Annotated in this window: 20 protein-coding genes and 1 pseudogene; 10 read left to right on the top strand and 11 right to left on the bottom strand. The window is 69.2% G+C overall.

The window, feature by feature from the left end:
- Positions 1 to 9: 9 nt before the first annotated feature.
- From AC07YS_RS16960 to AC07YS_RS16950, 3 genes are read right to left on the bottom strand one after another with little or no spacing between them, the layout of a single operon-like run.
- A complete protein-coding gene (locus AC07YS_RS16960) occupies positions 10 to 1,095 on the bottom strand; it encodes a mechanosensitive ion channel family protein (protein ID WP_495267605.1) in 1,086 nt (361 codons plus the stop codon).
- Positions 1,095 to 3,335, bottom strand: coding sequence for an FUSC family protein (locus AC07YS_RS16955; RefSeq protein WP_095949132.1), 2,241 nt, complete (start codon positions 3,333 to 3,335; stop codon positions 1,095 to 1,097). The genes AC07YS_RS16960 and AC07YS_RS16955 overlap by 1 nt, the downstream gene beginning before the upstream one ends.
- Positions 3,335 to 4,390, bottom strand: coding sequence for an inositol monophosphatase family protein (locus AC07YS_RS16950; protein WP_307693475.1), 1,056 nt, complete (start codon positions 4,388 to 4,390; stop codon positions 3,335 to 3,337). The genes AC07YS_RS16955 and AC07YS_RS16950 overlap by 1 nt, the downstream gene beginning before the upstream one ends.
- A 132-nt stretch (positions 4,391 to 4,522) precedes the next feature.
- On the opposite strand from AC07YS_RS16950, the gene AC07YS_RS16945 reads away from it, so the two are divergent.
- Entirely contained in the window at positions 4,523 to 5,254 is a 732-nt protein-coding gene (locus AC07YS_RS16945) for an RNA methyltransferase (protein ID WP_492684339.1), read from the top strand.
- Positions 5,255 to 5,321: 67 nt separating this feature from the next.
- Positions 5,322 to 6,113: a serine O-acetyltransferase gene (gene cysE, locus AC07YS_RS16940; RefSeq protein WP_223301446.1), complete on the top strand. Its 792-nt coding sequence runs from the start codon at positions 5,322 to 5,324 to the stop codon at positions 6,111 to 6,113.
- 19 nt (positions 6,114 to 6,132) lie between these two features.
- On the opposite strand, the gene cadR is transcribed toward cysE, so the two are convergent.
- Positions 6,133 to 6,603, bottom strand: coding sequence for a Cd(II)/Pb(II)-responsive transcriptional regulator (cadR, locus tag AC07YS_RS16935; protein ID WP_487848345.1), 471 nt, complete (start codon positions 6,601 to 6,603; stop codon positions 6,133 to 6,135).
- A 70-nt stretch (positions 6,604 to 6,673) separates the two neighbouring features.
- Here cadR and AC07YS_RS16930 point away from each other — a divergent pair, with 70 nt between their 5' ends.
- Complete coding sequence (locus AC07YS_RS16930; RefSeq protein WP_495267604.1) at positions 6,674 to 8,995, top strand: heavy metal translocating P-type ATPase; 2,322 nt, start codon at positions 6,674 to 6,676, stop codon at positions 8,993 to 8,995.
- Between the two features lie 5 nt (positions 8,996 to 9,000).
- On the opposite strand, the gene AC07YS_RS16925 is transcribed toward AC07YS_RS16930, so the two are convergent.
- A complete protein-coding gene (locus tag AC07YS_RS16925; protein ID WP_495267659.1) occupies positions 9,001 to 9,243 on the bottom strand; it encodes a hypothetical protein in 243 nt (80 codons plus the stop codon).
- A gap of 149 nt (positions 9,244 to 9,392) precedes the next feature.
- On the opposite strand from AC07YS_RS16925, the gene AC07YS_RS16920 reads away from it, so the two are divergent.
- Positions 9,393 to 10,646: a cation:proton antiporter gene (locus AC07YS_RS16920; protein ID WP_070063158.1), complete on the top strand. Its 1,254-nt coding sequence runs from the start codon at positions 9,393 to 9,395 to the stop codon at positions 10,644 to 10,646.
- 6 nt (positions 10,647 to 10,652) lie between these two features.
- Here the strand turns inward: AC07YS_RS16920 and AC07YS_RS16915 are convergent, their stop codons facing one another.
- Together AC07YS_RS16915 and AC07YS_RS16910 are read right to left on the bottom strand one after the other, a co-directional pair.
- On the bottom strand, positions 10,653 to 11,981 hold the full coding sequence (locus tag AC07YS_RS16915; protein ID WP_492727764.1) for a heavy metal sensor histidine kinase: 1,329 nt from the start codon (positions 11,979 to 11,981) through the stop codon (positions 10,653 to 10,655).
- Positions 11,978 to 12,655, bottom strand: coding sequence for a heavy metal response regulator transcription factor (locus AC07YS_RS16910; RefSeq protein ID WP_062481258.1), 678 nt, complete (start codon positions 12,653 to 12,655; stop codon positions 11,978 to 11,980). Before AC07YS_RS16910 ends, AC07YS_RS16915 begins: the two co-directional genes overlap by 4 nt.
- Positions 12,656 to 12,817: 162 nt before the next feature.
- Between AC07YS_RS16910 and AC07YS_RS16905 the strand changes: the two genes are divergently transcribed.
- The 5 genes from AC07YS_RS16905 (at position 12,818) to AC07YS_RS16885 (ending at position 20,197) form a co-directional block, all read left to right on the top strand.
- Positions 12,818 to 13,192, top strand: a complete 375-nt coding sequence (locus AC07YS_RS16905; RefSeq protein ID WP_495267603.1) for a hypothetical protein — start codon at positions 12,818 to 12,820, stop codon at positions 13,190 to 13,192.
- Positions 13,193 to 13,296: 104 nt separating this feature from the next.
- Positions 13,297 to 14,652 carry a TolC family protein gene (locus AC07YS_RS16900; protein ID WP_495267602.1) on the top strand — a complete coding sequence of 452 codons (1,356 nt, stop codon included), beginning with the start codon at positions 13,297 to 13,299 and terminating at the stop codon, positions 14,650 to 14,652.
- A gap of 26 nt (positions 14,653 to 14,678) precedes the next feature.
- Positions 14,679 to 16,061, top strand: coding sequence for an efflux RND transporter periplasmic adaptor subunit (locus AC07YS_RS16895; protein ID WP_495267601.1), 1,383 nt, complete (start codon positions 14,679 to 14,681; stop codon positions 16,059 to 16,061).
- A 10-nt stretch (positions 16,062 to 16,071) separates the two neighbouring features.
- Positions 16,072 to 19,281 (top strand): CusA/CzcA family heavy metal efflux RND transporter, encoded by a 3,210-nt coding sequence (locus tag AC07YS_RS16890; protein ID WP_495267600.1) that lies wholly within the window; start codon positions 16,072 to 16,074, stop codon positions 19,279 to 19,281.
- Entirely contained in the window at positions 19,271 to 20,197 is a 927-nt protein-coding gene (locus tag AC07YS_RS16885; RefSeq protein WP_495267599.1) for a cation diffusion facilitator family transporter, read from the top strand. Before AC07YS_RS16890 ends, AC07YS_RS16885 begins: the two co-directional genes overlap by 11 nt.
- A 100-nt stretch (positions 20,198 to 20,297) precedes the next feature.
- Here AC07YS_RS16885 and AC07YS_RS16880 read toward each other — a convergent pair whose 3' ends face one another.
- Complete coding sequence (locus tag AC07YS_RS16880) at positions 20,298 to 21,905, bottom strand: hypothetical protein (RefSeq protein ID WP_495267598.1); 1,608 nt, start codon at positions 21,903 to 21,905, stop codon at positions 20,298 to 20,300.
- A 92-nt stretch (positions 21,906 to 21,997) separates the two neighbouring features.
- Between AC07YS_RS16880 and AC07YS_RS16875 the strand changes: the two genes are divergently transcribed.
- On the top strand, positions 21,998 to 22,249 hold the full coding sequence (locus tag AC07YS_RS16875; RefSeq protein WP_495267597.1) for a hypothetical protein: 252 nt from the start codon (positions 21,998 to 22,000) through the stop codon (positions 22,247 to 22,249).
- Here the strand turns inward: AC07YS_RS16875 and AC07YS_RS16870 are convergent.
- The 3 genes and pseudogenes from AC07YS_RS16870 to yjgA form a co-directional block, all read right to left on the bottom strand.
- Positions 22,231 to 22,425 (bottom strand): annotated as a pseudogene (locus AC07YS_RS16870) (Ig-like domain-containing protein); the annotation flags it as partial. The gene AC07YS_RS16875 and the pseudogene AC07YS_RS16870 overlap by 19 nt on opposite strands.
- Before the next feature lie 377 nt (positions 22,426 to 22,802).
- Positions 22,803 to 23,399 (bottom strand): molybdopterin adenylyltransferase, encoded by a 597-nt coding sequence (mog, locus tag AC07YS_RS16865; RefSeq protein ID WP_495267596.1) that lies wholly within the window; start codon positions 23,397 to 23,399, stop codon positions 22,803 to 22,805.
- Entirely contained in the window at positions 23,396 to 24,055 is a 660-nt protein-coding gene (yjgA, locus tag AC07YS_RS16860) for a ribosome biogenesis factor YjgA (protein WP_062476481.1), read from the bottom strand. The genes mog and yjgA overlap by 4 nt, the downstream gene beginning before the upstream one ends.
- Positions 24,056 to 24,097 lie beyond the last annotated feature (42 nt).

The following is a 24,097-nucleotide window of genomic DNA, read 5'->3' as shown; positions in this document are numbered from 1 at the left end:
GCGGGAGCTTCAGCCCGCCGTCGCGCCCTGCATCACCGCCGGCTGCCCCATCGCCGGATCGTTGCCCTCGAAGCGCATCTTCGGCAGGAATTGCGGGTACTCGCGCTGCATGAAGTCGATGACGCCTTCGCGCACGTAGCAGCGCAGGTCGAAGGCCAGGCCCGAGGTCGCTGCGGTGCAGAGCACGCGGACCTGCATGGTGCGTTCGGTGGCGTCGGTCACACGCAGGTTGAAGAAGCGGCCGTCCCACTCGGGCGCGGCCTTCACGAGGCGCTCGACCTCGGCGCGCAGCGGCGCCAGCGGCGTGCCGTAGTCCAGGTAGAAGAAGACCGAGCCGAGCAGTTCGGCCGAGTGGCGGGTCCAGTTCTGGAACGGCTTCTCGATGAAGTAGGTGAGCGGCAGGATCAGGCGCCGGTCGTCCCAGATGCGCACGACCACGAAGGTGCCGGTGATCTCCTCGACGCGGCCCCATTCGCCCTCGACCACGAGCACGTCGTCGATGCGGATCGGCTGCGACAGCGCGATCTGCAAGCCCGCGATGAGGTTGCTGAAGACGGGCTTGGCCGCCAGACCCGCCACGATGCCGATCACGCCGGCCGAGGCCAGCAGGCTGGCGCCGACCTGGCGCGCGCCCGGAAAGGTCATGAGCATCATGGCGCCGCCGGCCACGACGACGACCGACATGGCGGTGCGCGCCAGCACGCGGGTCTGCGTGAGCACGCGGCGCGCCTGCAGGTTGTCGGAGATGTCCGAAGGGTGCTGCGCGAGCACGCCGTCGGCGAAGCCGCTGATGGCCTTGAGCACGAACCAGGTGCTGGCCGCGATGAGCAGCAGCCCCGTGAGATGCCGAACGCTGCCGATGAAGCGCAGGTCGTCCGGCGCCGCCTGCCACACCATCATGAGCGCCGCCAGCGGCAGCACCAGCCGCGCGGGGGCGGTGCAGTTGAGCACCATCGCATGCACGGCGGGCGCCGGGCGGGTGATCCGCCTGAGGACCATGCCCCCGATGCGGTGGGCGAGAAGGGCGAGGGGCGCGGCGATCAGGGCGGCAATCCAGGTGCCGAACCAGGGGTGTGCGAGGAGCTCTTGGGTCATCAGGCGGGGGTGGTCTTTGCTTCTGGGGTGTTGTCGTTCAGTGGTTGAAGAATGCGCGCTGCGTCGTCGCGCAGCTGCGTGGCGAGCGCCGTGGCCAGGTCGAGCCGGCGCACCAGCCAGGGGCTGATGTCGTTGTCGAACGGGTCAGGCAGTGGAATGGGGCCGCCGACGGTGGTGGCCCCTGTGCTCTCGGGGTGAGAGGGCCCTGCGATCGGAATGGTTCCCAGGGCGGCCTCGATGCGTTGCGCGGTGCGTACGAGCGGGCCTTCGATGTCGCCCGGCGTGAGGCGGTCGCGCCGCAGCACGAGCATCGACTTCACGGCGCTGAGCTGCGCGAGCAGCTGGTAGCTGTGGGCCTGCAGATGCTCCAGCGGTTCGAGCGGCGGCTGCACGGCGCGAGGTTCGGAGAGCGAACGCTGCGTGGCCTGCACGAGCGCCGAGAGGCTGTCGTAGGCCTCGCGGCGCGCGAGCCGCCATTCGAGCTCGGGGCTGCTCTGGATGGCCTGCAGCTGGCCCAGGCCGAGCGCGAGCCGCGCATGGCGTGCCTGCGCTGTGAGCACGCGCGCCACCAGCGCCGGAATCTGCGTGCGCTCCCACGAGGGCAGCACGTAGCAGAAGCCCCAGGCCAGCGCGGCGCCGATGAGTGTGTCGGCGATGCGCTCGAACAGCGCAAAGATGGGCGCCGTGCCGGTGTTCAGCATGTGGGCCTGCAGCAGGCCCAGCACGGTGGCGGCCACGGCGGTGACGAGGTAGCGCCGCACCGCGAAGCTGTGGGCGATGGCCTGCGCGATGGTCACGGTCACGAGCAGCATCAGCGGCGACGGGTGCGCCGACAGCAGGCCCACCGCGAGCACGCAACCCAGCAGCGTGCCGGCGACGCGGCTGTTGCGCCGCTCCAGCGTCTGCGAGAGGCTGCCGCGCAGCACGACCACGATGGTCAGCAATATCCAGTAGTCGTGCGAGCCCCAGGGCATCGACACGGCAATGCCGTAGCCGGCCGCGATGGCCAGCGCCGCGCGAATGGCGTGACGCAGCGGCGGCGCGTCCCAGCGCCACAGCGCGAGGAAGGGGCGCAGCGACCAGTCGGTCGGGCTCACGAAGAGCTGCCAGTTGGCGCGCACCACGGCCAGGTTGGGCTCGGCGTCGCCGCGTGCCATGGCCGCCAGGCGCAGCACCTCGTCGTTGATGTGGCCGATGCGGCTGGCCAGCCCGCGCGCGAGCATGGCGGCCGAGGGGCCCATCTGGCCGTGCGTGTCTTCGTCGTCCGCCGTCACATGGATCGCGGCCAGGCGCGGCCGGCGGTCGGCCACGGCGGCGGGGTGGCGGCGCATGAGCAGCGCATCGGCCAGGCCGGTCGTTTCGTCGGCCAGCTCTTCGAGGATGCGGCGCATCTCGACCAGCGCCTGCGCATGCGACGGATGGGCGCGCAGGGCGTCGAGGTCGAGCTCGCTGGCGAGCAGCTGGTCGCGCATCTCGAGCACGATGACGAGCATGCCGGCCAGGCGCTGGCGGCGCGGCGTGCGCGGCGATTCGAGCACGATGTCACGCGTGGCCTGCAGCTGGTCGGCCAGCGCGGCCTGCTCACGCAGCAGCTGGCCCAGCAGCGAGGCAGGGGTGTCGCGGATGTCGCGGGTTTCGTCCTGCGGCGTGAACTGGCTGGCCTCGGTGCGCATGAGCGCGGCCAGCGAAAACAGCACGTCGGCGATCGACTGGGTGCGAAAGCGCCCGTTGAGCAGCAGGTTGGCCAGCGTGGCCCACACCACGTACAAGCCGGCGCCCAGACCGAACTCGGTGGTGCGCGCGATGGCGTCGGACAGCCCGGCGGGCGCGGGCGTGGCCATGGAGAAGACCATCGAGAACATCACCGCGATGGCGATGGGAATGCCGCGCTTGCCCCAGGCCATGGCCACGAAGGCCATGAAGGTGGCGGGCACCAGCAGCAGCCCGAGGCGGATCGGTGCGCCGTGCAGCATCTGCACCGCGAAGAACAGCGGCAGGCCGATGAGCGGCGCCGGCAGCATCTGCAAAAACTTGCCGCGGCGCGGGCCGGGCAGGTCGGGCGGCGCCGTGACGATCACGCCGGTGGCGGCGGCCGAGGCGGCCAGGGTGCCCAGCCACAGGTGCACCCCGCCCGAGATCACGAGCAGGCCGAGCGCGACGGTGAGCCCGCTCGCGACGTAGTGGCTCAGCGCAATGCGCAACGCCGCACGAACCCGCGCGGCGGCGCCCGGCCCCGTCATCACTTGGCGGAGGCGTCGCCCTCGGCGGGCGCCTCGCGCTTGATGCGGGTGAGCTTGCGCGGGGCGGCCGGCGCGGCGGGGGCTGCGGCGGCCGGGGCTTCGGCGCTGCCGTCGAGCGGGGCGGCCGTGGCTTCGGTCACGGTGCTGCGGGCGTACAGGTCGACCGAGGCGTCGGCGGGGCTCGACTTGGTCGAGGCCGAGACGGCGCGCACGCGGTCGCTGGCGCGCAGCTTGTCGTCCACGTTGGCGAACTTGGAGTACTTGGCGAGCAGCGGCACCAGCTGGCCGTACACGCGCGGGGCGCCGGCCAGGCATTCGCGCTGGTCGAGGAACTCGGGCTCGCCCGTGAAGTTGCCGATGAGGCCGCCGGCCTCGGTCACCAGCAGCGAGCCGGCGGCCACGTCCCAGGGGTTCAGGCCGGTCTCGAAGAAGCCGTCGGTGAAGCCCGCGGCCACGTAGGCCAGGTCGAGCGCGGCGGCGCCGGGGCGGCGCAGGCCGGCCATGCGGGGCATCATGTCCGCCATGATGGCCAGGTACTGCTTGAAGTTGTCGCCGGTGCGGAACGGGAAGCCGGTGGAAATGAGGCACTCGCTGAGCTTCACGCGCTTGGACACGCGGATGCGGCGCTCGTTCATGTAGGCGCCGCGGCCCTTGGTGGCCGTGAACAGGTCGTTGCGCGACGGGTCGAAGACGACCGCCTGCTCGATCTTGCCGCGCACCGACAGCGCGATCGACACGCAGTAGACCGGGAAGCCGTGGATGAAGTTGGTGGTGCCGTCGAGCGGATCGATGATCCAGACGAATTCGGAGTCCTTGGCGCCGTATTCGGTGCCCGATTCTTCGGCCAGGATGCCGTGCCCCGGGTACGCGCCCAGCAAGGTCTCGATGATGACCTTCTCGCTGGCGTGATCGACTTCGGTGACGAAGTCGTTGACCTGCTTCTGGGAGATGCGCACGGCCTCGACGTCGAGGGCGGCGCGATTGATGATGGCGCCGGCGGCGCGTGCGGCCTTGACGGCCACATTGAGCATGGGATGCAGGTTGGGGGACGACATTCTGGATTGTGAGAAGAACGGGTGGGAGAGGTCCCCAAGAATGCAATCTGGGCGACCCTGCGGTCCGGCGATGCGGGCGGCGAGAATCGGGCATTTTACCGGCTCAGCCCGTTTGTGTCTTCCCCACCCGTCATGCGCACCCGTTTCATCCTCATCCAGACCAGCCACGCCGGCAATGTGGGCGCCGCCGCCCGCGCCATGAAGACCATGGGTTTCGACGACCTGGTGCTGGTGGCGCCCCGGTGGGCCAACGTGCTGCGGCGCGAGGAAACCATCCAGCGCGCCAGCGGCGCCCTGGACGTGCTGAACAACGCCCGCATCGTCGAAACGCTCGATGAAGCCCTCGACGGCGTGACCCACCTGTGCGCCACGGCCATGATCCCGCGCGACTTCGGCCCGCCCACGCGCACGCCGCGCGAGCACCTGGAGCCGCTGGCCACGCAGGGCGACCAGCACGTGGCCTTCCTGTTCGGCTCCGAGCGCTTCGGCATGCGCAACGAGGACGTCTACCGCTGCAACGTGGCCCTGAGCATCCCGACCGACCCGAAGTTCGGCTCGCTGAACCTGGGCGCGGCGATCCAGGTGGTGGCCTACGAATGGCGCCTGGCGCTGGGCGGCTATGGCGTGCGCGAGGCCATCGCCCCGGTGCAGGCGGCCGACGCGCAGGCCGTGGCCGGCATGCTCGACCACTGGGAGCGCTCGCTGGTGGACATCGGCTTTCTCGACCCGGCGGCGCCCAAGAAGCTCATGCCGCGGTTGCAGCAGTTGTTCAATCGCGCGCAGCCCACGCCCGAGGAAATCCACATCCTGCGCGGCATCGCCAAGGCCATGAGCGACGCGACCCGGCCGCCGCGCGACAGCTGAACCGTCACAAAACCCCATCGCGCGTAAGCGAAGACGCCCGGCTTTAGACTGCCCGGCCCCTATCGATATAACGACAACAAAGGCAGCGATGTTCTCTCGACTGCGCGCCGACATCCGGTGCATCCTCGAACGCGACCCGGCCGCCCGCAGCGCCTGGGAAGTGATCACGGTCTACCCCGGCTTCCATGCCGTGGTGCTGCACCGCTGGGCGCACGCCTGTTGGACCCACGGTTTCAAGTGGCCGGCCCGCTTCATCGCGCACTGCGCGCGCGCGTTCACGGGCATCGAGATCCACCCGGCCGCCAAGATCGGCGAGCGCGTGTTCTTCGATCACGCCATGGGCGTGGTGGTGGGCGAAACCGCCGAGATCGGCGACGGCTGCACCATCTACCAGGGCGTGACCTTGGGCGGCACCTCGCTCTACAAGGGCACCAAGCGCCATCCGACGCTGGGCAAGAACGTGGTGGTGAGCGCGGGCGCCAAGGTGCTGGGCGGCTTCGTCGTGGGCGACGGCGCCAAGATCGGCTCCAACGCGGTGGTCATCAAGCCGGTGCCCGCGGGGGCGACCGCGGTGGGCATTCCGGCGCGCATCATCCCGTCGAAAGAGGGCGAGAGCGCCGACGTGGCCGCGCCGCAGAAGTTCTCGGCCTACGGCATCACGCAGGACGACGACCCGCTGAGCCAGGCCATGCGCGGCCTGATCGACAACGCCTCGAGCCAGGAGCACCAGATCGCGCTCCTCTGGCAGGCCATCGAGAAGCTGTCGGCGCAGCCGGGCACCAAGGACTGCGTGCCGGGCGACGCGGCGCGCGGCGAGTCGTTCGAGGCCGACAAGCTGACGCAGCTGATCGGCAAGTAAGAGGCGATCGACCGGCGCCTCAGCCGGCCCGCTTGCCCGGCGCGTGCAGCGTGCCGTGCACGTGCCCCGCGTGCTGGCCGAAGGTCTCGGGTGCGAGCGCGGCGGTGTCCAGCTCCTGCAGGATGCCGCAGGCGCTCGCCGATTCGGGGCCGCCGCACTGCAGGCGCAAGGCCTTCAGCTGCTTTTCGAGCGTCTTCAGCTCGGCGATGCGCGAGGCCACGTGGCCGATGTGGTCGTCCAGCAGCTGGTTCACCTCGCCGCAGTCGTCCTGCGGCGCATCGCGGAATTTCAGCAGGCTGCGGATCTCGTCGAGCGTCATGTCCAGCGAGCGGCAGCGGCGGATGAAGCCCAGGCGCTGCGTGTGCTCGTCGTCGTAGATGCGGTAGTTGCCGTCGGTGCGCGCGGGCGCGGGCAGCAGCTGTTCGCGCTCGTAGTACCGGATGGTTTCGACCGGCGTGTTCGTGGCCTTGGCCAGTTCACCGATTTTCATGATGCGGCATCTCAAGGAAGTGGCAATCAACGGTTGACTCTACACCTGCTTCAGGGTTTCCAATGAATGCATGACGAATCAGAACACCCTGAATCAGCCGGTGCCGCGTGCAGCGCCGCATGACCACGACCATGACCACGGGCACAGCCATGGACATGACCATGGGCACGACCATTCGCACGATCACGCCCCCGCCGCGCCGGCAACGGCCTGCTGCGGCAGCCCCGTATGCGGCAGCACCCCGGCATCGACCGAGCCGGCCGACCTGCCGAAGGGCGCCGTGCTGTTTCGCATTCCCACCATGGACTGCGCGGTGGAAGAGTCCGAGATCCGCCGCGCCCTCGAGCCCGTCGCGGGTGTGAAGGCCCTGCGCTTTCGTTTAAGCGAACGCACGCTGGCCCTCACCACCGAAGACGGCGCGCTGCCCGCCGCGCTCGACGCCATCCGCCAGGCGGGCTTCAAGCCCGAGCCGGTGGCGTCGTCGACGGGGCAGAAGGCCGAGCCCGCGCGCTTCGCCGGCATGTCGACCGGCCTCGCGCGCCTCGTCGCCGCGCTGGTGCTGGCCATCGCGGCCGAGACCGTGTCGTTCCTTGCGCTCGACGGCGTGGGCTTCATGGCCGCCGAGATGGGGCTCGCGCTCGCGGCCATCGCGCTGGCCGGCCTGGACACCTACAAGAAGGGCTTCGCCGCGCTGGTGCGCGGGCGCCTCAACATCAACGCGCTGATGGCCGTCGCCGTCACGGGCGCCTTCATCATCGGCCAGTGGCCCGAGGCCGCGATGGTGATGGCGCTGTACGCCATCGCCGAGCTCATCGAGGCCCGCGCCGTCGACCGCGCGCGCAACGCCATCCAGAGCCTGCTCGCGCTCGCGCCCGAGCAGGCCGAGGTGCGGCAGCCCGACGGCAGCTGGCAGACCGTGCGCGCCGACGCGGTGGCGCTCGATGCCGTGGCCCGCATCCGCCCCGGCGAGCGCGTGCCGCTGGACGGCGTGGTGCTCGAAGGCACCAGCGCCATCGACCAGGCCCCGGTCACGGGCGAGAGCATCCCGGTCGACAAGGCCGCGGGCGACGCGGTGTTTGCCGGCACCATCAACCAGACCGGCGCGCTGGTGTTCCGCGTGACGGCCGTGGCGGCCAACACCACGCTCGCGCGCATCATCCACGCGGTCGAAGAGGCGCAGGGTTCGCGCGCGCCCACGCAGCGTTTCGTCGACCGGTTCGCCGCCATCTACACGCCCACCGTCTTCGTGCTGGCGCTGGCCATCGCGGTGCTCACGCCGTGGCTGCTGGGCTGGACCTGGGTGCAGGCCGTCTACAAGGCGCTGGTGCTGCTGGTCATCGCCTGCCCGTGCGCGCTGGTCATCTCCACGCCCGTGACGGTCGTGAGCGCGCTGGCCTCGGCCGCGCGGCGCGGCATCCTGATCAAGGGCGGCACCTACCTCGAAGAGGCGCGCAAGCTCAAGGCCGTGGCGCTCGACAAGACCGGCACCATCACCGAGGGCAAGCCCAAGCTGGTCGAGTCGGTGTTGATCGACAAGGCGGGCGGCGACGAAGGCGCGGCCTACGCACTGGCCGCCAACATTGCGGGCCGCTCCGACCACCCGGTGTCGAAGGCCATCGCCCAAGGCCTGGGCGGGCCGGTCGAAGAGGTCGGCGACTTCACCGCGCTGCCCGGACGCGGCGTGCAGGCCACGCACGCCGGCCAGACCTACGTGCTGGGCAACCACCGCTTGATCGAGGAGCGCGGCCTGTGCTCGCCGGAACTCGAAGCCGAGCTGAAGCGGCACGAAGAGGCCGGCCGCACCGTGACGCTGCTCGCATCGGACACCTCGGTGCTGGCGCTGTTCGCGGTGGCCGACACCATCAAGCCTTCGTCGCAGGCCGCCGTGGCCGAGCTGCGCGCGCTGGGCGTGACGCCCGTCATGCTCACCGGCGACAACACCGCCACCGCGAAGACCATCGGTGCGCACGCCGGCATCGACGACGTGCGCGGCAACCTGCTGCCCGAAGAAAAGCTCGATGCCATCCAGGCGATGCAGCAACGCTACGGCGCCGTCGCGATGACCGGCGACGGCATCAACGACGCCCCCGCGCTCGCCAGGGCCGACATCGGCTTCGCCATGGGCGGCGCCGGCACCGACACCGCAATGGAAGCGGCCGACGTGGTCATCATGAACGACGACCTGCGCCGCATCCCCGAGACCATCCGCCTGTCGCGCCGCGCGCACGCGGTGCTGTGGCAGAACATCACCCTCGCACTCGGCATCAAGGGCGTGTTCTTCGTGCTCGCGGTGTTCGGCAGCGCGACCATGTGGATGGCGGTGTTCGCCGACATGGGGGCGAGCCTGCTGGTGGTGGCGAACGGGTTGCGGTTGATGCGGACCGAAAAGTGAGCGCGCTACGTCCCGTTGCTTGAGGACGTGTCAGGCGGGGCCTGGCGGGCCTCGAGCGCGGCGGCGATGCGTTCGAGGTTGGCGTTCATGCGCCGCGTTTCGACGATGTGATCCGACAGATAGTGGCGCACCTCTTCGATGTACTGGCCTTGTTTCAGGCCGCCGCTGCGGCGCATGAAGAAAATCCAGACACCGATGAGCAGCAGCATGGGGCCCCAGCTGATGACGAGTTCGACAAAGGTTCGCATGGTTCTCCCGAAGGCGTGAGAGGTGATGAAAGGGAAGTCGGCGCACAGCCGCGACGCAGGTTAGCGCAAGGTGGTCGGTCGCCGGCATCAGCGGCGCGCAGAACTCACTAACATCGGGCGACTTTTCCGTCTTCACGACTTCCCCGCCCATGTCCGTCACCACCCTCCTGCTGCAACTCGTCGTCATCCTCACCACCGCGCGCCTGTGCGGCTGGGTGCTGCGCCATGTGGGGCAGCCGAGCGTGGTGGGGGAGATGGCGGCGGGGCTGATGCTCGGGCCGGCGGTCATGGGGCTGCTGTTCCCGTCGCTGCATGCGCAGCTGTTCGCCAAGGAGTCGCTGCAGGGGCTGTCGTCGCTGGCGACGGTGGGGCTGGTGCTGTTCATGTTCGTGGTGGGCCTGGAGCTGCGGGCCACGCGCAACATGCGCGCGCAGCTGCAGGCGGCCGGCGCGGTGGGCGTGCTCAGCGTGCTGGTGCCGCTGGTGCTGGGCCTGGCGATCTCGCCGGCGCTGCATCCCACGCTCGCGCCGGCCGGCGTGGGCTTCTGGCCCTTCGCGCTGTTCATGGCGGCGGCGCTGTCAATCACGGCCTTCCCGGTGATGGCGCGCATCCTGAAAGACCGCGGCATGACGCGCACGCCCTTCGGCCAGCTCTCGCTGAGCGCGGCGGCGGTGGTCGACGTGTTCGCGTGGATCCTGCTGGCCTTCGTGGTCGCGCTGGTGGGCACCAGTGACGGCTATGCGGGCCTGATCAAGATCACGGTCGGCGTGGTGGTGATGCTCACGGTGCTGTTCCTCGGGCTGAAGCCGGCCTTTGCGTGGCTGCTGCGCGTGAAGGCGCCCGACGGCGAGCCGTCGACCACGCTGATGGCCGCGCTGATGATCGGCCTGCTGGTCACGGCGCTGCTGACCGAGTGGCTGCACCTGCACGCGGTGTTCGGCGCCTTCCTGTTCGGCGCCTGCCTGCCGCGCGACGACCGCCTGCTGCGCTCGCTGAGCGAGCGCATCGAGCCGATTTCCATCGTGGTGCTGATGCCGCTGTTCTTCGCGCTCGCGGGGCTGGGCACCACGGCCAACGCGTTCTCGGGCGCCAGCCTGGGCGCGATGCTGCTGATCGTGGGCGTGGCCACCGTGGGCAAGATCGCGGGCGGCGCGGCCGGCGCGCGCATCGCCGGCTACAGCTGGCGCGACAGCCTGGCCACCGGCTCGCTCATGAACGCGCGCGGGCTGATGGAGCTCATCGTCATCAAGATCGGCCTGGACGTCGGCCTGATCGGCCCCGAGCTCTTCACGATGCTGCTGGTGATGGCGCTGGCCACCACCGCGATGACCGGGCCGCTGATGACGCTGTGCGTCGGCCGCAAGCCGAAGCCCGCCGAGACGGCGGCGCACGCCGAACCCTGAACCCCTTCAGCCGCCGCGGCGCACGCTGAACCCGATGCGCGTCTCGCCGCCCTGGCTCGACGCGAACACCTGTCCGCCGTGCATGCGCGCGATCGCCTCGACGATCGACAGCCCCAGCCCGTGGTGGCGCGTGGAGCCGTCGCGCGCCTGGGCCGCGCGGTAGAAGCGCTCGAACAGGCGTGGCAGGGCCTCCGGGTCGATCGGCGCGCCGCGGTTGATCACGGCGATGGTGTGGTGTTCCCCGCCAGGGGCGGCCGCGATCTCGATGCGCAGCGTCGAGGCCGGTTCGGCAAAGCGGATCGCGTTGCCCAGCAGGTTGAAGAGGGCGCGTCGGATCAACCCCGCGTCCACCTCGGCCACGGCCTCGCCATGCACTTCGGCGCGCAGGCCGGCCTCGTCGAGCATGGCGTCGTAGAAGTCGATCACGTCGCGCGCTTGCTCCGCCAGGCTCACCGGGGCCATCGAGCGTGCCGAGGTGCCGCGGTCGGCCTTGGAGAGAAACAGCATGTCGGTCACGATGCCCGACAGCCGACCCATCTCCTCGAGGTTGGAGGCCAGCACGGCCTGCAGCTCCTCGTTGCTGCGCGGGCGCGTGAGCGCCACCTCGGTCGAGCCGAGCAGGTTGGCCAGCGGCGTGCGCAGCTCGTGCGCCACGTCGGCGTTGAACGACTCCAGCTGCACGTAGGCGCGCTGCACCCGTGCCAGCAGCGCGTTGAACTGCGTGATCCAGGGCCGCAGCTCCTGCGCGAAGGCGCCGGGGTCGATCGACTGGTGGACGTGGTCGGGCGTGATGGCCGCGGTGCGCTCGGCCAGCGCCTTCAGCGGCCGCAGCCCGCGCCGCACCAGCCACATGCCGGTGAGCGACACCAGCGCCGTGCCCAGCACCACCGCGCCCAGCAGCGTCCAGGCCAGGCGTTCGAGCAGCCGCGAGTCCTGCGCGATGTTCACGCCGACCTGCACCGACAGGTCGGTGTGGAAGTCGCCGTTCTGCCAGGGCACGACGATGGCGCGCCGCAGCCAGCGGCCCTGCGGCGGCGGCGTGGACTGGAACAGCGGCTTGCCGGCGTTGGCGATCGACAGGGTCACGTCGTCCTGCATCGAGAAGAAGTCGTCGAGCTTGTGGCGCAGAAAGACGAGGTCGCCGCCTTTCTCGGCCTCCTTGAGCAGGTGCTCGACGAGCACCGTCTTCTGGTCGAGCGCATCGCGCTGCTTGGCGCCGAAGCTCCAGGCGGTCACGAGGTAGATCGCCAGGCAGATGATGCTCAGGCCGGACAGCGTCTGCGCGGCGAACCAGAACGAGAGCCGGCTCTGGATCGAATGCGGCTTCGGGCTCATGCCCAGGAGCGGTCTTCGAGTACGTAGCCCATGCCGCGAACGGTGTGCAGCAGCTTCACGTCGAAGGGATCGTCGATCTTGCTGCGCAGGCGGCGGATCGCCACCTCGACCACGTTGGTGTCGCTGTCGAAGTTCATGTCCCACACCTGCTCGGCGAGCGTGGAGCGCGACAAAATCTGCCCGCGCCGGCGCAGCAGCACCACCAGCAGCGTGAACTCCTTGGCCGTGAGGTCCAGCCGCGTGCGGTTGCGCATGCACTTGCGGCTCACCAGGTCCAGCTCCAGGTCGGCCAGTCGCAGCACCGTGGGCTCCTGCGTCTTGCCGCGCCGCAGCAGCGCCTGCACGCGCGCCAGCAGCTCCGAGAAGGAGAAGGGCTTCACCAGGTAGTCGTCGGCGCCTTGCTGCAGGCCCTGCACGCGGTCTTCGACCTTGTCGCGCGCGGTGAGCACCAGCACGGGCACGTTCTTCGTGCGGCGAATGGCCTGCAGCACGGCAAAGCCGTCGATGCCCGGCAGCATCACGTCCAGCAGCACGAGCGCGTAGTCGCCCTCGGTGGCGAGGTAGCGGCCTTCGATGCCATCGCGGGCGATGTCAACCACGTAGCCGTTCTCTTCCAGCCCCTTTTTCAGGTAATCGCCCAGTTTGGGTTCGTCTTCGATGACAAGAATTCGCATGGTACGGATCGTACCCAAGGCCTTTCGAGACGCTGGTTACGATTTAGTAATCCTATTGAAGGACAAAGCGCCGACACGCTGTCGTACAGTGGGCCGGGCCCTCGGTTCGCAGGGCTTTTCATGGTCGGCGCGCCACGCCCCGTCGATATACTTTTGTCAACAATGCGCCGCTGGCTCCTGATTTTCCTGCTGTTTCTCTTGCCTTTCCAGTACAGCTGGGCGGTGTCGGCCGCCTATTGCCTGCACGAAGGCGACAAGAGCAACGGCCACTGGGGCCACCACGAGGACGAGCCGCGCGGCACCGATCGCACCCACGCGGGCGACGGCGCCAAGAAAGACAGCACCCGCCAGCCCAACGCGGCGGTCGGCCATTGCATCGTTGCCCACTTCGGGCAGGCCCAGCACGCGGACACCGCCGCCGCGCTGCCGGTCGAATCGCCCATCGCCTCGCAGGCGCTGCGCGCCGCTTCCACCGAACGCTTCGCCTCGCACATCGCCGAAGTGCCGGTGCGCCCCGACTGGTTGCTCTCCGCCTGATTCGGCGAGAGCACAGCCCCTTTTTCTTTTTCTGATCTCACTCATCAGCTGAGCGCTCCTCGCCGAATTCGTCCGTCCGTTGTTTCGCAACCCAGGAGAATTCGATGCGCACGCTTTTCGTGCCGCTGGCCGTGTTGGCCTTGGCGGTACCCCCGGCCTTTTCACAGCAGATCCCGCAGGCGGCCGGTCCCTCGTCGTCCCTGTCGGCACCCGCCCGCACGCTGGAGCCCGAAGGCCCGCTGACCCTGCGCGCCGCCGTGGCGCTGGCGCTGCAGGCCAACCCGGGCCTGTCGGCCGCGCGCCATGAGCAGGCCGCCGCCGACGGCGCCGTGGTGCAGGCCGGCGCCTGGCCCAACCCCACGCTCGACACGCAGCTGGAAGACCTGCGCCGCAACAACCGCACGACCACGCTGCAGCTGAGCCAGCCCCTGGAGCTGGGCGGCAAGCGCGCCGCGCGCGTCACGGCGGCCGAGCGTGCGCGCGACCAGGCGGCGTCGGCGCTGTCGGCGCGGCGCGCCGAACTGCGCGCCGCGGCCGTCACCGCCTTCTTCGACGTACTGACCGCGCAGGAGCGCCTGCGCCTGGCGCAAGACTCGGTGGGGCTCGCGCAGATCGCCACCCGCGCCGCGGCCAACCGCGTGGCGGCCGGCAAGGTGTCGCCGCTCGAAGAAACCAAGGCGCGCGTGGCCGAGGCCGGCATCCGCGTCGAACTGCTGCAGGCCGAAGGCACGCTGCGCGCGTCGCGCCAGCTGCTGGCCGCGCTGTGGGGCAACCCGGCGCCGCGCTTCACGCAGGTGGACGGCGCGGTCGACCAACTGCCCGCCCAGGCCGCCGCGCCCGAGGTGGCGCGCCGCCTGCCCGATGCGCCCGTGCTGCGCCAGGCCCGGCTCGAGGTCGAGCGCCGCCGCGCGCTGAGCGACCTGGAGCAGGCCAAGCGCATTCCCGACGTGACCGTGTCGCTCGGCGTCAAGCGCGTGCCGGCATCGGAAGGCGAGGGCGGCGAGGCCGTGAGCAGCAGCCGGCGCAACCAGGTGGTGGTGGGCCTGTCGGTGCCGCTGCCGATCTTCGACACCAACCGCGGCAACATCGCCGAAGCGCTGAGCCGCGAAGACAAGGCGCGCGACGAACTCGCCGCCGCCGAGCTGCAACTGGGCGCCGACGTGGCCCAGGCCAGCGAGCGCCTGCGCTCGGCGCGCGCCACCGCCGAGACGCTGCAGCGCGACGCACTGCCCGGTGCCGAGACCGCCTACCGCGCCGCCACCAAGGGCTTCGAGCTGGGCAAGTTCAGCTTTCTCGAAGCGCTCGACGCACAGCGCACGCTGTTCCAGGTGCGCAACCAGTACCTCGTCGCGCTGGCCGAAGCACACCGCGCGGCCGGCGAGCTCGACCGCCTGCTGGGCACGGAGGGCGATGACATCGCCTCGAACGCGACGCCGAACGTGCCGCCGATCGCGCGCTGAAGAAGAACACCGAACCGATTCCGACCATGACCACACCACACAACCGCACCACGTCCTCCGGCCGCAAGCAGTGGATCGCCATTGCCGCCGTTTTGCTCGCCGGCCTCGTTGCCGGCGCGCTCATCCTGCGCACCGCGCCGTCCAAGCCCGAGGCGGGCGGCCACTCGGAGTCCGCCGGCCATGCCGACGGCGAGCACCACGAGGAAGACAAGGGCCACGCCAAGGGCAAGGAAGATGACCACGGCCATTCGCATGACGAAGGCCATGGCGACAAGGAACACCACGCGGAAGAAGGCAAGGATGCCGGCAAGGACGCAGGCAAGGAAACGCCTGCATCGGCAGAGCCGCAGAAGGCCGCCGCCAACGCCCACAAGGAAGACGAAGAAAAGATCCCCTTCACCGACGAACAGGTCAAGGCCGCCGGCATCGCGATCGACAGCGTCGGTCCGGCGCGCATCAAGACGTCGCTGCAGCTGCCCGGCGAGATCAAGTTCAACGAAGACCGCACGGCCCACGTGGTGCCGCGCGTGGCGGGCGTGGTCGACAGCGTGTCGGCCAACCTGGGCCAGGAGGTCAAGCGCGGCCAGGTGCTGGCCGTGATCTCCAGCCCCGCGCTGTCGGAGCAGCGCAGCGAGCTGCAGACGGCGCAGCGCCGGCTGGCGCTGGCACGCACGACGCACGACCGCGAGAAGAAGCTGTGGGAAGAAAAGATCTCCCCGCAGCAGGACTACCTGCAGGCCGAGCAGGCCATGCAGGAGGCGCAGATCGCCGTGGCCAACGCCAACCAGAAGCTGCTGGCGCTGGGCGCCACGCCCGGCTCGTCGGCGCTGGGCCGCTACGAGCTGCGCGCACCCTTCGACGGCATGGTGGTCGAAAAGCACATCTCGCTGGGCGAATCGGTGGGCGAGGCGGTCAACGTGTTCACCATTTCCGACCTGTCCACCGTGTGGGCCGAGATCAGCGTGCCCGCCAGCAACCTGAACCTGGTGCGCATCGGCGAGGCCGTGACCATCCGCGCCGGCGCCTTCGACCAGGCCGCGCGCGGCACCGTGTCGTACGTGGGCTCGCTGCTGGGCGCACAGACACGCACCGCCACCGCGCGCGTCACGCTCACCAACCCGCAGCGCACCTGGCGCCCGGGCCTGTTCGTGAACGTGGAGCTGGTGGCATCGGAGGCCGATGCACCCGTCACCGTGTCGGCCGAAGCCGTGCAGACCGTGGACGACCAGCCCACCGTGTTCCTGCGCGTGCCCGGCGGCTTTGTGCCGCAGCACGTGAAGACCGGCCGCAGCGACGGCCAGCGCATCGAGATCGTGGGCGGCCTGAAGCCCGGCGCGGCCTATGCGGCCAGCGGCAGCTTCGTCGTGAAGTCGCAGCAGGGCAAGAGCTCGGCCACGCACACCCACTGAGGACGACCGCATGTTCGAACGCATCATCCGCTTCTCGATCGAGCAGCGCTGGCTGATCCTGCTGGCCGTGCTCGGCATGGCGGCGCTCGGCGTCTTCAGCTACCAGAAGCTGCCCATCGACGCCGTGCCCGACATCACCAACGTGCAGGTGCAGATCAACACGTCCGCGCCCGGCTACTCGCCGCTCGAAGCCGAGCAGCGCGTAACGTACCCCATCGAGACCGTCATGGCCGGCCTGCCGGGCCTGCAGCAGACCCGCTCGCTGTCGCGCTATGGCCTGTCGCAGGTCACGGTGATCTTCAAGGACGGCACCGACATCTACTTTGCGCGCCAGCTCGTCAACGAGCGCATCCAGTCGGCGCGCGAGAGCATGCCGCCCGGCGTGTCGCCGGTGATCGGGCCCATCTCGACCGGCCTGGGCGAGATCTACCTATGGACCGTCGAGACGGAAGAGGGCGCGAAAAAGGCCGACGGCAAGCCCTACACGCCGACCGACCTGCGAGAGATCCAGGACTGGATCATCAAGCCGCAGCTGCGCAACGTGCCCGGCGTGACCGAGATCAACTCCATCGGCGGCTACGCCAAGGAGTTCCAGATCGCACCCGACCCCGCCAAGCTCCTGGCGCACGGCCTCACGATGACCGACCTGGTCACCGCGCTGGAGCGCAACAACGCCAACGTGGGCGCGGGCTACATCGAGAAGCGCGGCGAGCAGTACCTCATTCGCGCGCCCGGGCAGGTGAAGTCGGTGGAAGACATCGGCAACGTGATCCTGGGCAATGCCGGCGGCATTCCGCTGCGCGTGTCCGACGTGGCCGAGGTCGGCATCGGCCAGGAGCTGCGCACCGGCGCCGCCACCGACAACGGCCGCGAGGTGGTGCTGGGCACAGTGTTCATGCTCATCGGCGAGAACAGCCGCACCGTCTCGCAGGCGGTCGACAAGAAGATGCAGGAGATCAACCGCACGCTGCCCGCGGGCGTGAAGGCCGTGACGGTGTACGACCGCACGGTGCTGGTCGACAAGGCCATCGCCACCGTGAAGAAGAACCTCTTCGAGGGCGCGGTGCTGGTGGTGGCGATCCTGTTCCTGTTCTTGGGCAACATCCGCGCGGCCATCATCACCGCGACGGTGATCCCGCTGTCGATGCTCTTCACCTTCACCGGCATGGTGAACCAGAAGGTCAGCGCCAACCTCATGAGCCTGGGCGCGCTCGACTTCGGCATCATCATCGACGGCGCCGTGGTGATCGTGGAGAACTGCGTGCGGCGCCTGGCGCATGCGCAGGAGAAACACGGCAGGGCGCTCACGCGCAGCGAGCGTTTTCATGAAGTGTTCGCGGCCTCGCAGGAGGCGCGCCGGCCGCTGCTGTTCGGCCAGCTCATCATCATGATCGTGTACCTGCCGATCTTTGCGCTCACCGGCGTCGAGGGCAAGCTGTTTCACCCGATGGCCTTCACCGTGGTGATTGCGCTGCTGGGCGCAATGATTTTGTCGATCACCTTCATCCCGGCCGCCGTGGCGCTGTTCATCGGCAACAAGGTCGCCGAGAAGGAAAACCGTCTCATGCTGTGGGCCAAGCGCGGCTACGCGCCGCTGCTGTCGCGCGCGATGAATGCCAAGCCGCTGGTCATCACCACGGCGGTGGTGGCCGTGGTGCTGTCGGGCCTGCTGGCCACGCGCCTGGGCACCGAGTTCGTGCCCAGCCTGAGCGAAGGCGACTTCGCTATCCAGGCGCTGCGCATCCCGGGCACCAGCCTCACGCAGTCGGTCGAGATGCAAAAGCAGCTCGAGCGCACGCTGAAAGACAAGTTCCCCGAGATCGAGCGCGTGTTCGCGCGCACCGGCACGGCCGAGATCGCGTCCGACCCGATGCCACCGAACATCTCCGACGGCTACATCATGCTCAAGCCCGAGAGCGAATGGCCCAAGCCGAAGCGCACGCGGCCCGAGCTGCTGGCCGCCGTGCAGGAAGAGGTCGAGAAGCTGCCGGGCAACAACTACGAGTTCTCGCAACCGATCCAGCTGCGCTTCAACGAGCTGATCTCGGGCGTGCGCAGCGACGTGGCCGTGAAGATCTTCGGCGACGACATGGACGTGCTCAACCAGACGGCCGCGCAGGTGTCGAACGCGCTGGGCAAGGTGCCCGGCGCCGCCGAGGTGAAGGTGGAGCAGACCACCGGCCTGCCCATGCTCACCGTGAACATCGACCGCCAGAAGACCGCGCGCTACGGCCTGAACGTGGGCGACGTGCAGGACGCTATCTCGACCGCCGTGGGCGGGCGCGAGGCCGGCACGCTCTTCGACGGCGACCGCCGCTTCGACATCCTCGTGCGCCTGCCCGAGACCCTGCGCACCGACCTGGACGCCATCCGCCGGCTGCCGATCGCGCTGCCCAAGGGTGCGGGCGGCGAAGGCCTGCGCACCAGCTTCATCCCGCTGGGCGAGGTGGCCACGCTCGACCTCGCGCCCGGCCCCAACCAGGTCAGCCGCGAAGACGGCAAGCGCCGCATCGTGGTGAGCGCCAACGTGCGCGGGCGCGACCTCGGCTCCTTCGTGGCCGAGGCCGAGGAGGCCATGCGCGCCGTGCGCATTCCGCCGGGCTACTGGACCGTGTGGGGCGGCCAGTACGAGAACCTGGCCTCGGCCACGCAGCGGCTGCAGGTGGTGGTGCCCGTGTCGCTGCTGCTGGTGTTCACGCTGCTGTTCGCGATGTTCGGCAACCTGAAGGACGGGCTGCTGGTGTTCACCGGCATTCCGTTCGCGCTCACGGGCGGCATCGTCGCGCTGTGGCTGCGCGGCATTCCGCTGTCGATCTCGGCGGCCGTGGGCTTCATTGCGCTGTCGGGCGTGGCCGTGCTCAACGGGCTGGTGATGATCTCGTTCATCCGCAACCTGCGCGAAGGCGGCCTGCCGCTGGACGAAGCAATTCGCGAAGGCGCGCTCACGCGGCTGCGCCCCGTGCTCATGACCGCGCTGGTGGCCTCGCTGGGCTTCGTGCCCATGGCCATCGCCACCGGCACGGGCGCGGAAGTGCAGCGCCCGCTGGCCACCGTGGTCATCGGCGGTATCCTGTCGTCGACCGCGCTGACGCTGCTGGTGTTGCCGCTGCTGTACCGCATCGCGCACCGGCGCGATGAAGACGAGGTGCAGGAAGCCAATGCAGAGCAGCAACACGGCGCGCCCCTCGATCCCGCACTGCAAGGTTCCCATGGCCCATGAGCATTCACACGCCACAGCCGTTGCTGGTGGCAACGAGAAGGCGCTGCGCTGGGCGCTGGCGCTGACCTCGACCTACCTCGTCGCCGAGGTGATCGGCGGGCTGGTGTCGGGCAGCCTGGCGCTGCTGTCCGACGCGGCCCACATGGCCACCGACACCGTGGCGCTGGCCATCTCGCTGGCCGCCATCTGGCTGGGCAAGCGGCCGGCGGACAAGCGCCGCACCTTCGGCTACTACCGCTTCGAGATCCTGGCGGCCGTGGTCAATGCGGTGCTGCTGTTCTTCGTGGCGATCTACGTGCTCTACGAGGCGTACCGGCGCATCTCGCAGCCGGCCGAGATCCAGTCGACCATGATGCTGCTCGTGGCCATCGGCGGCCTGGTGGTCAACCTCATCGGCATGCGCCTGCTGGCCAGCGGCAAGGACGAGAGCCTCAATGTGAAGGGCGCCTACCTCGAGGTGTGGGCCGACATGCTGGGCTCCGTCGGCGTGATCGCGGGCGCGCTCGTCATCCGTTTCACGGGCTGGGCCTGGGTCGACTCGGTGATCGCCGTCGCCATCGGCCTGTGGGTGCTGCCGCGCACCTGGCGCCTCTTGCGCGAGAGCCTCAACGTGCTGCTCGAAGGCGTGCCCGACGAGATCGACCTGCCCGAGGTCGAGCGCGCGCTGCAGGCGCAACCGGGCGTGGCCGGCCTGCACGACCTGCATGTGTGGGCGCTGTCCAGCGGCAAGGTGAGCCTGAGCGTGCACGTGGTGTGCACGCCCGACGTGGTCGACCTGGCACCGCTGATGCTGCAGCTGCGCGGCCTGCTGGCCGAGACGTTCGACATTCACCACTCGACCGTGCAGGTGGAGCGGGTGCCTTGCGAGCAGGCGGGGGAGATCCATGGGTTCGGGCCTGCGGTGACGGCGGGCTGACGCAAGGGCAGGCACAACAACAAAAAACGCGACAGTCGCACGGGGCAACTGTCGCGTTGGGGGCGGCGCCGATGGGGCGCCGCGTGGCCTGCCTGCAGGCTTAGAGGATGGTCACGTGGACCTTGTCCTCGACCAGCAGCTCGGCGGTGCCGGCGAGGTTGGTGTAGACGCTGTAGGTCACGCCGCCGACCGTGGCTGCATTGCCCAGGGTCCAGCCGTCGTCGCCGCCGAGCAGGTTCACATCGCCGTTGGCGCCGTTGACCAACATCTGCACCTTGCCGTCAGCCGTGACCATGTCGCGTGCGCCACCGGCCAGCAGGTCTTGCGCGCTCAGCGCGAGGGTGTTGCCGCCTGCGCCCAGGTCGAACTTCTCGAAGCCCTGGAGCTTTGCGCCGAGCGCCGACAGGTCGATGTGCATGGCCTTGCCGTCCATCACCAGGGTGTCGATGCCAAGACCGCCTTCAACGCGCTCGAAGTCGCCGCTGTTGATGCGGACCGTGTCGTCGCCCGAGCCACCGTGCACCGTGTCGCCCGTGCCGACGTTGGTGAAGGTGTCGTTGCCGGCGCCGCCGCTCAGGCGATCGGCGAAGCCGAGCCTGGCGATGAGCGTGTCGTCGCCGTGGGTGTAGCCCTGGGTCGAGTGGCTCAGCACCTCGTCATCGGGGAGTGCGTCCGGCATGGCATCCGACGGTGCTTCGAACGCGCCGACCGCACCGACCAGCGTCGAGTTGGTGACCTTGACGGTCACGCCTTGCTGCACCAGCAGCTCGGCGCCGAGCGACGAGTGCTGGTAGCCGTCGTACACGACGCCGCCCAGCGTGATCACGCCGACCTTCTTTACCCAGTCGCCCTGGTCGATGCCGCCGGCCAGCAGGTCGCTCAGGTTCACGATGTCGTCGGAACTGCCCTTGATCATCATCTGCACGCGGCTCTTGTCTCCCTTGTAGAACAGGTCGACGCCGCCGTTGTTCAGCACCTCGGCCAGCGACAGCGTCAGCGTGTTGTAGTAGCTGCCCGTGATGTCGATGACCTCGATGGAGCTGAGTTTGCCTCCCACCTTGGTCAGGTCGAGAACGTGCGCGTAGCCCTCGAGCTTCAGCGTGTCGATGCCGCTGCCGCCATGGATACCCGCCGTGGCCTGGTTGAAGTAGGTCGTGGCGCTGACCGACAGCGACACCACGTCGTTGCCTGTGCCGCCGTGGAAGGTCTCGGGTGCGTACTCGATCAGGTTCGGGTCGCGCGTTTCCGCCACGTGGTTCACCACCTGCTGGCTGAACGCATCGAGCGTCACGCTCGGGCTCAGCGAGATGACCTTGAACGAGCCGATGTCCACCAGTTCGGCCGAGGTGTAGGTGAACACCTTGGTATGGCGCGCGTCGGTGCCGCCGATGAAGTTCTCGGTATGAATCAGATTGCCCTTGACGTCGAACACCTGGATCTGCGCGCCCATGGCGTTGTCGATGCCGGTCAGGCGCAGCGTGAAGTAGTTGGCCGGCTTGTCCAGCGTGAACACCGCGTTGGCCTGCGTGGCGTCGCTCAGGGTCAGACCGGCCAGCGTCGTCGTCGTCGCGGCCTTGTAGCTCAGGCTGCCGGTGGTCGTGACCTTGAAGCCGGTGCCGGTGTACACGTCGCCCACCGGTGCCTTCTGCAAGGTGTCGCCCACTGTCGAGGTGGTGAACGTCCCCACGACCTGGTACGGGTTCGACACGGCACCGATGGCGCCAGCGTGACCTCGCGCTCGACCACCGGGCTGCTGTGCCCCTGTCGCCGACGACGGCTTCACCCAGCGCATGGGTGCCGGTGCTGTCCCGGACCATCACCGTGACGGTGTGGCCGGGCTGGCCGGTGCTCGTGCCGGTGAGCAGCGGGCGGGTGTCGTCGGTGGTCTTGCCGGCGGCCACGTTGCCGGTGATGCCGCCCGCGGTGTCGAGGACGCCGGTGATGGACAGCTTGCTGGCGTTGGGTGGCGTGACGTCGATCTCGAAATTGAACGGGCCCGAAGGTTCGCTCTCGTTGCCAGCGGGGTCGCGCGCCACGATGGTGATGGCGTGATGGCCTTCGCTCATGTCGGTCGACGGCGTGAAGGCCCATTGGCCGTCGTCGTCCACGACGGTCTGGCCGATCTCGACGCCGTGGTTCCTGATGAGGATGGTGTCGCCCGGCGTGCCTTGGCCCTGGAACTCGGGTTGGCGATCGTCCGTGACGCCGCCGGAGGCGAGGGTGCCCATGATGTCGCCTGCGTCGTCGATGACGCTGTCCATGGTGGGAGGCTGTGGTGCGAAGACCTGTGCGCGTGCTGTCTGGTCGATGCTCGGGTTGTCGACGAAGACGTTTGCCTTTTTGGATGCCATGCAGTTCCTATGCTCTGAAAGGGGAAGAAAGATCGGATCGGGCAGCGAATTCACGCTGTTCGATCCGGCGGCCCGGGCGTCAGGAACTCTAGGAAGGACAGGGGAGCGGAACCATCGGACGGGTCCGATAAAAGCCAAGGCGAGCGATGCGGGCGCGAGCGCACCCCTCGCGCATCGGCGAAGCAAGATGTGTCTTCGGTGGTGAATGCCGCCGCGCGAGAACCGGCGGCAGGCAGGCCCGTGGGGCCTGCGCCTCAGCGTGCGGCGCGAACGGCCGACTTGGGCCGGAAGGCCTTGCAGACCGTGTCGTCGGTCTCGAGGTACGGCCCGCCGATCAGGTCGATGCAGTAGGGCACGGCGGCGAAGATGCCGGGCACGAGCTGCGTGCCGTCGGCGTCCTTCAGCCCTTCGAGCGTCTCGGCGATCGACTTGGGCTGGCCCGGCAGGTTGATGATGAGGCTCTGGTCGCGGATGACGGCCACCTGCCGCGAGAGGATGGCGGTCGGCACGAAGCGCAGGCTGATCTGGCGCATCTGTTCGCCGAAGCCGGGCATTTCCTTGTGGGCCACGGCCAGCGTGGCCTCGGGCGTCACGTCGCGCAGCGCGGGGCCGGTGCCGCCGGTGGTGAGCACGAGCGAGCAGCCGGCATCGACCAGCTCGATGAGCGTGGCGCTGATGCGGTCGGCCTCGTCGGGGATCAGGCGGGCTTCAAATTCGAGGGGGTTCTTCAGCGCGCGGCCCAGCCAGTCCTTGAGCGCGGGCAGGCCCTTGTCTTCGTAGGTGCCGCTGGAGGCGCGGTCGCTGATGGAGACGATGCCGATGCGGACCGCGTCGAAGCCACTTTCGCTCATGCGTCTTCTTCCCGGTCTTGCGCCGCAGCCGCTTCGGCGTGATCGTCGCCGCCGTGCACCGCGAGTTGCGCGCGCACGAGCTGGAAGATCTCGCGGTAGGCCTTGCCCTGGCGCGGTGCTTCGCCGGCGGGGCCGGACTTCAGGTCCTTGCGGGCCTGGCGCACGAGGGCGCGCAGCTGCTGGGAGTCGGTGGCGGGGTGGGTTTCGATCCAGCCGCCGAGGGCGTCGTCGTCGGCAATCAGGCGTTCGCGCCAGCGTTCGGCCTCGTGCAGCGCGGCGGCTTCGGCGGCCGGCACGGTGTTCTGCTCGGTCAGCGCCTGCTTCACGGCCTCGAGCACCTCGGGGTCGAGGGCGCGCATGAGCTTGCCGATGAACTGCATCTGGCGGCGCTTGCCCTCGAAATTGGTGATGCGTTTCGCCTCGGCGATGGCATCGACCAGTTTCTCGCTCAGCGGGAGGGCGTCGAACAGGCCGGCACGCAGGGTGAGCAATTCTTCGCCCAGTTTCTGCAGTTCGGCGCTCTCGCGCTTGAGTTCGGTGCGGCTGGCTTCGTCGGTGCCGCCCTTGAGCTCGCGCTTGAGCTCCAGGTCGAGTTCGCTGCCTTCGGCAACGAAGTGGCCACGGACGAAATAGCCTTTTTTGGGTTTGCGGGACATGGGGTGGATTCTGGGCCGCGCCGTGCGGCGCTGCAACGCGCA

This window comes from Variovorax sp. GW458-11-26-14-LB1 (assembly GCF_059423965.1).
Note: the sequence above shows the minus strand (reverse complement) of the source record. Positions and strands in the feature narration are given on the sequence as shown.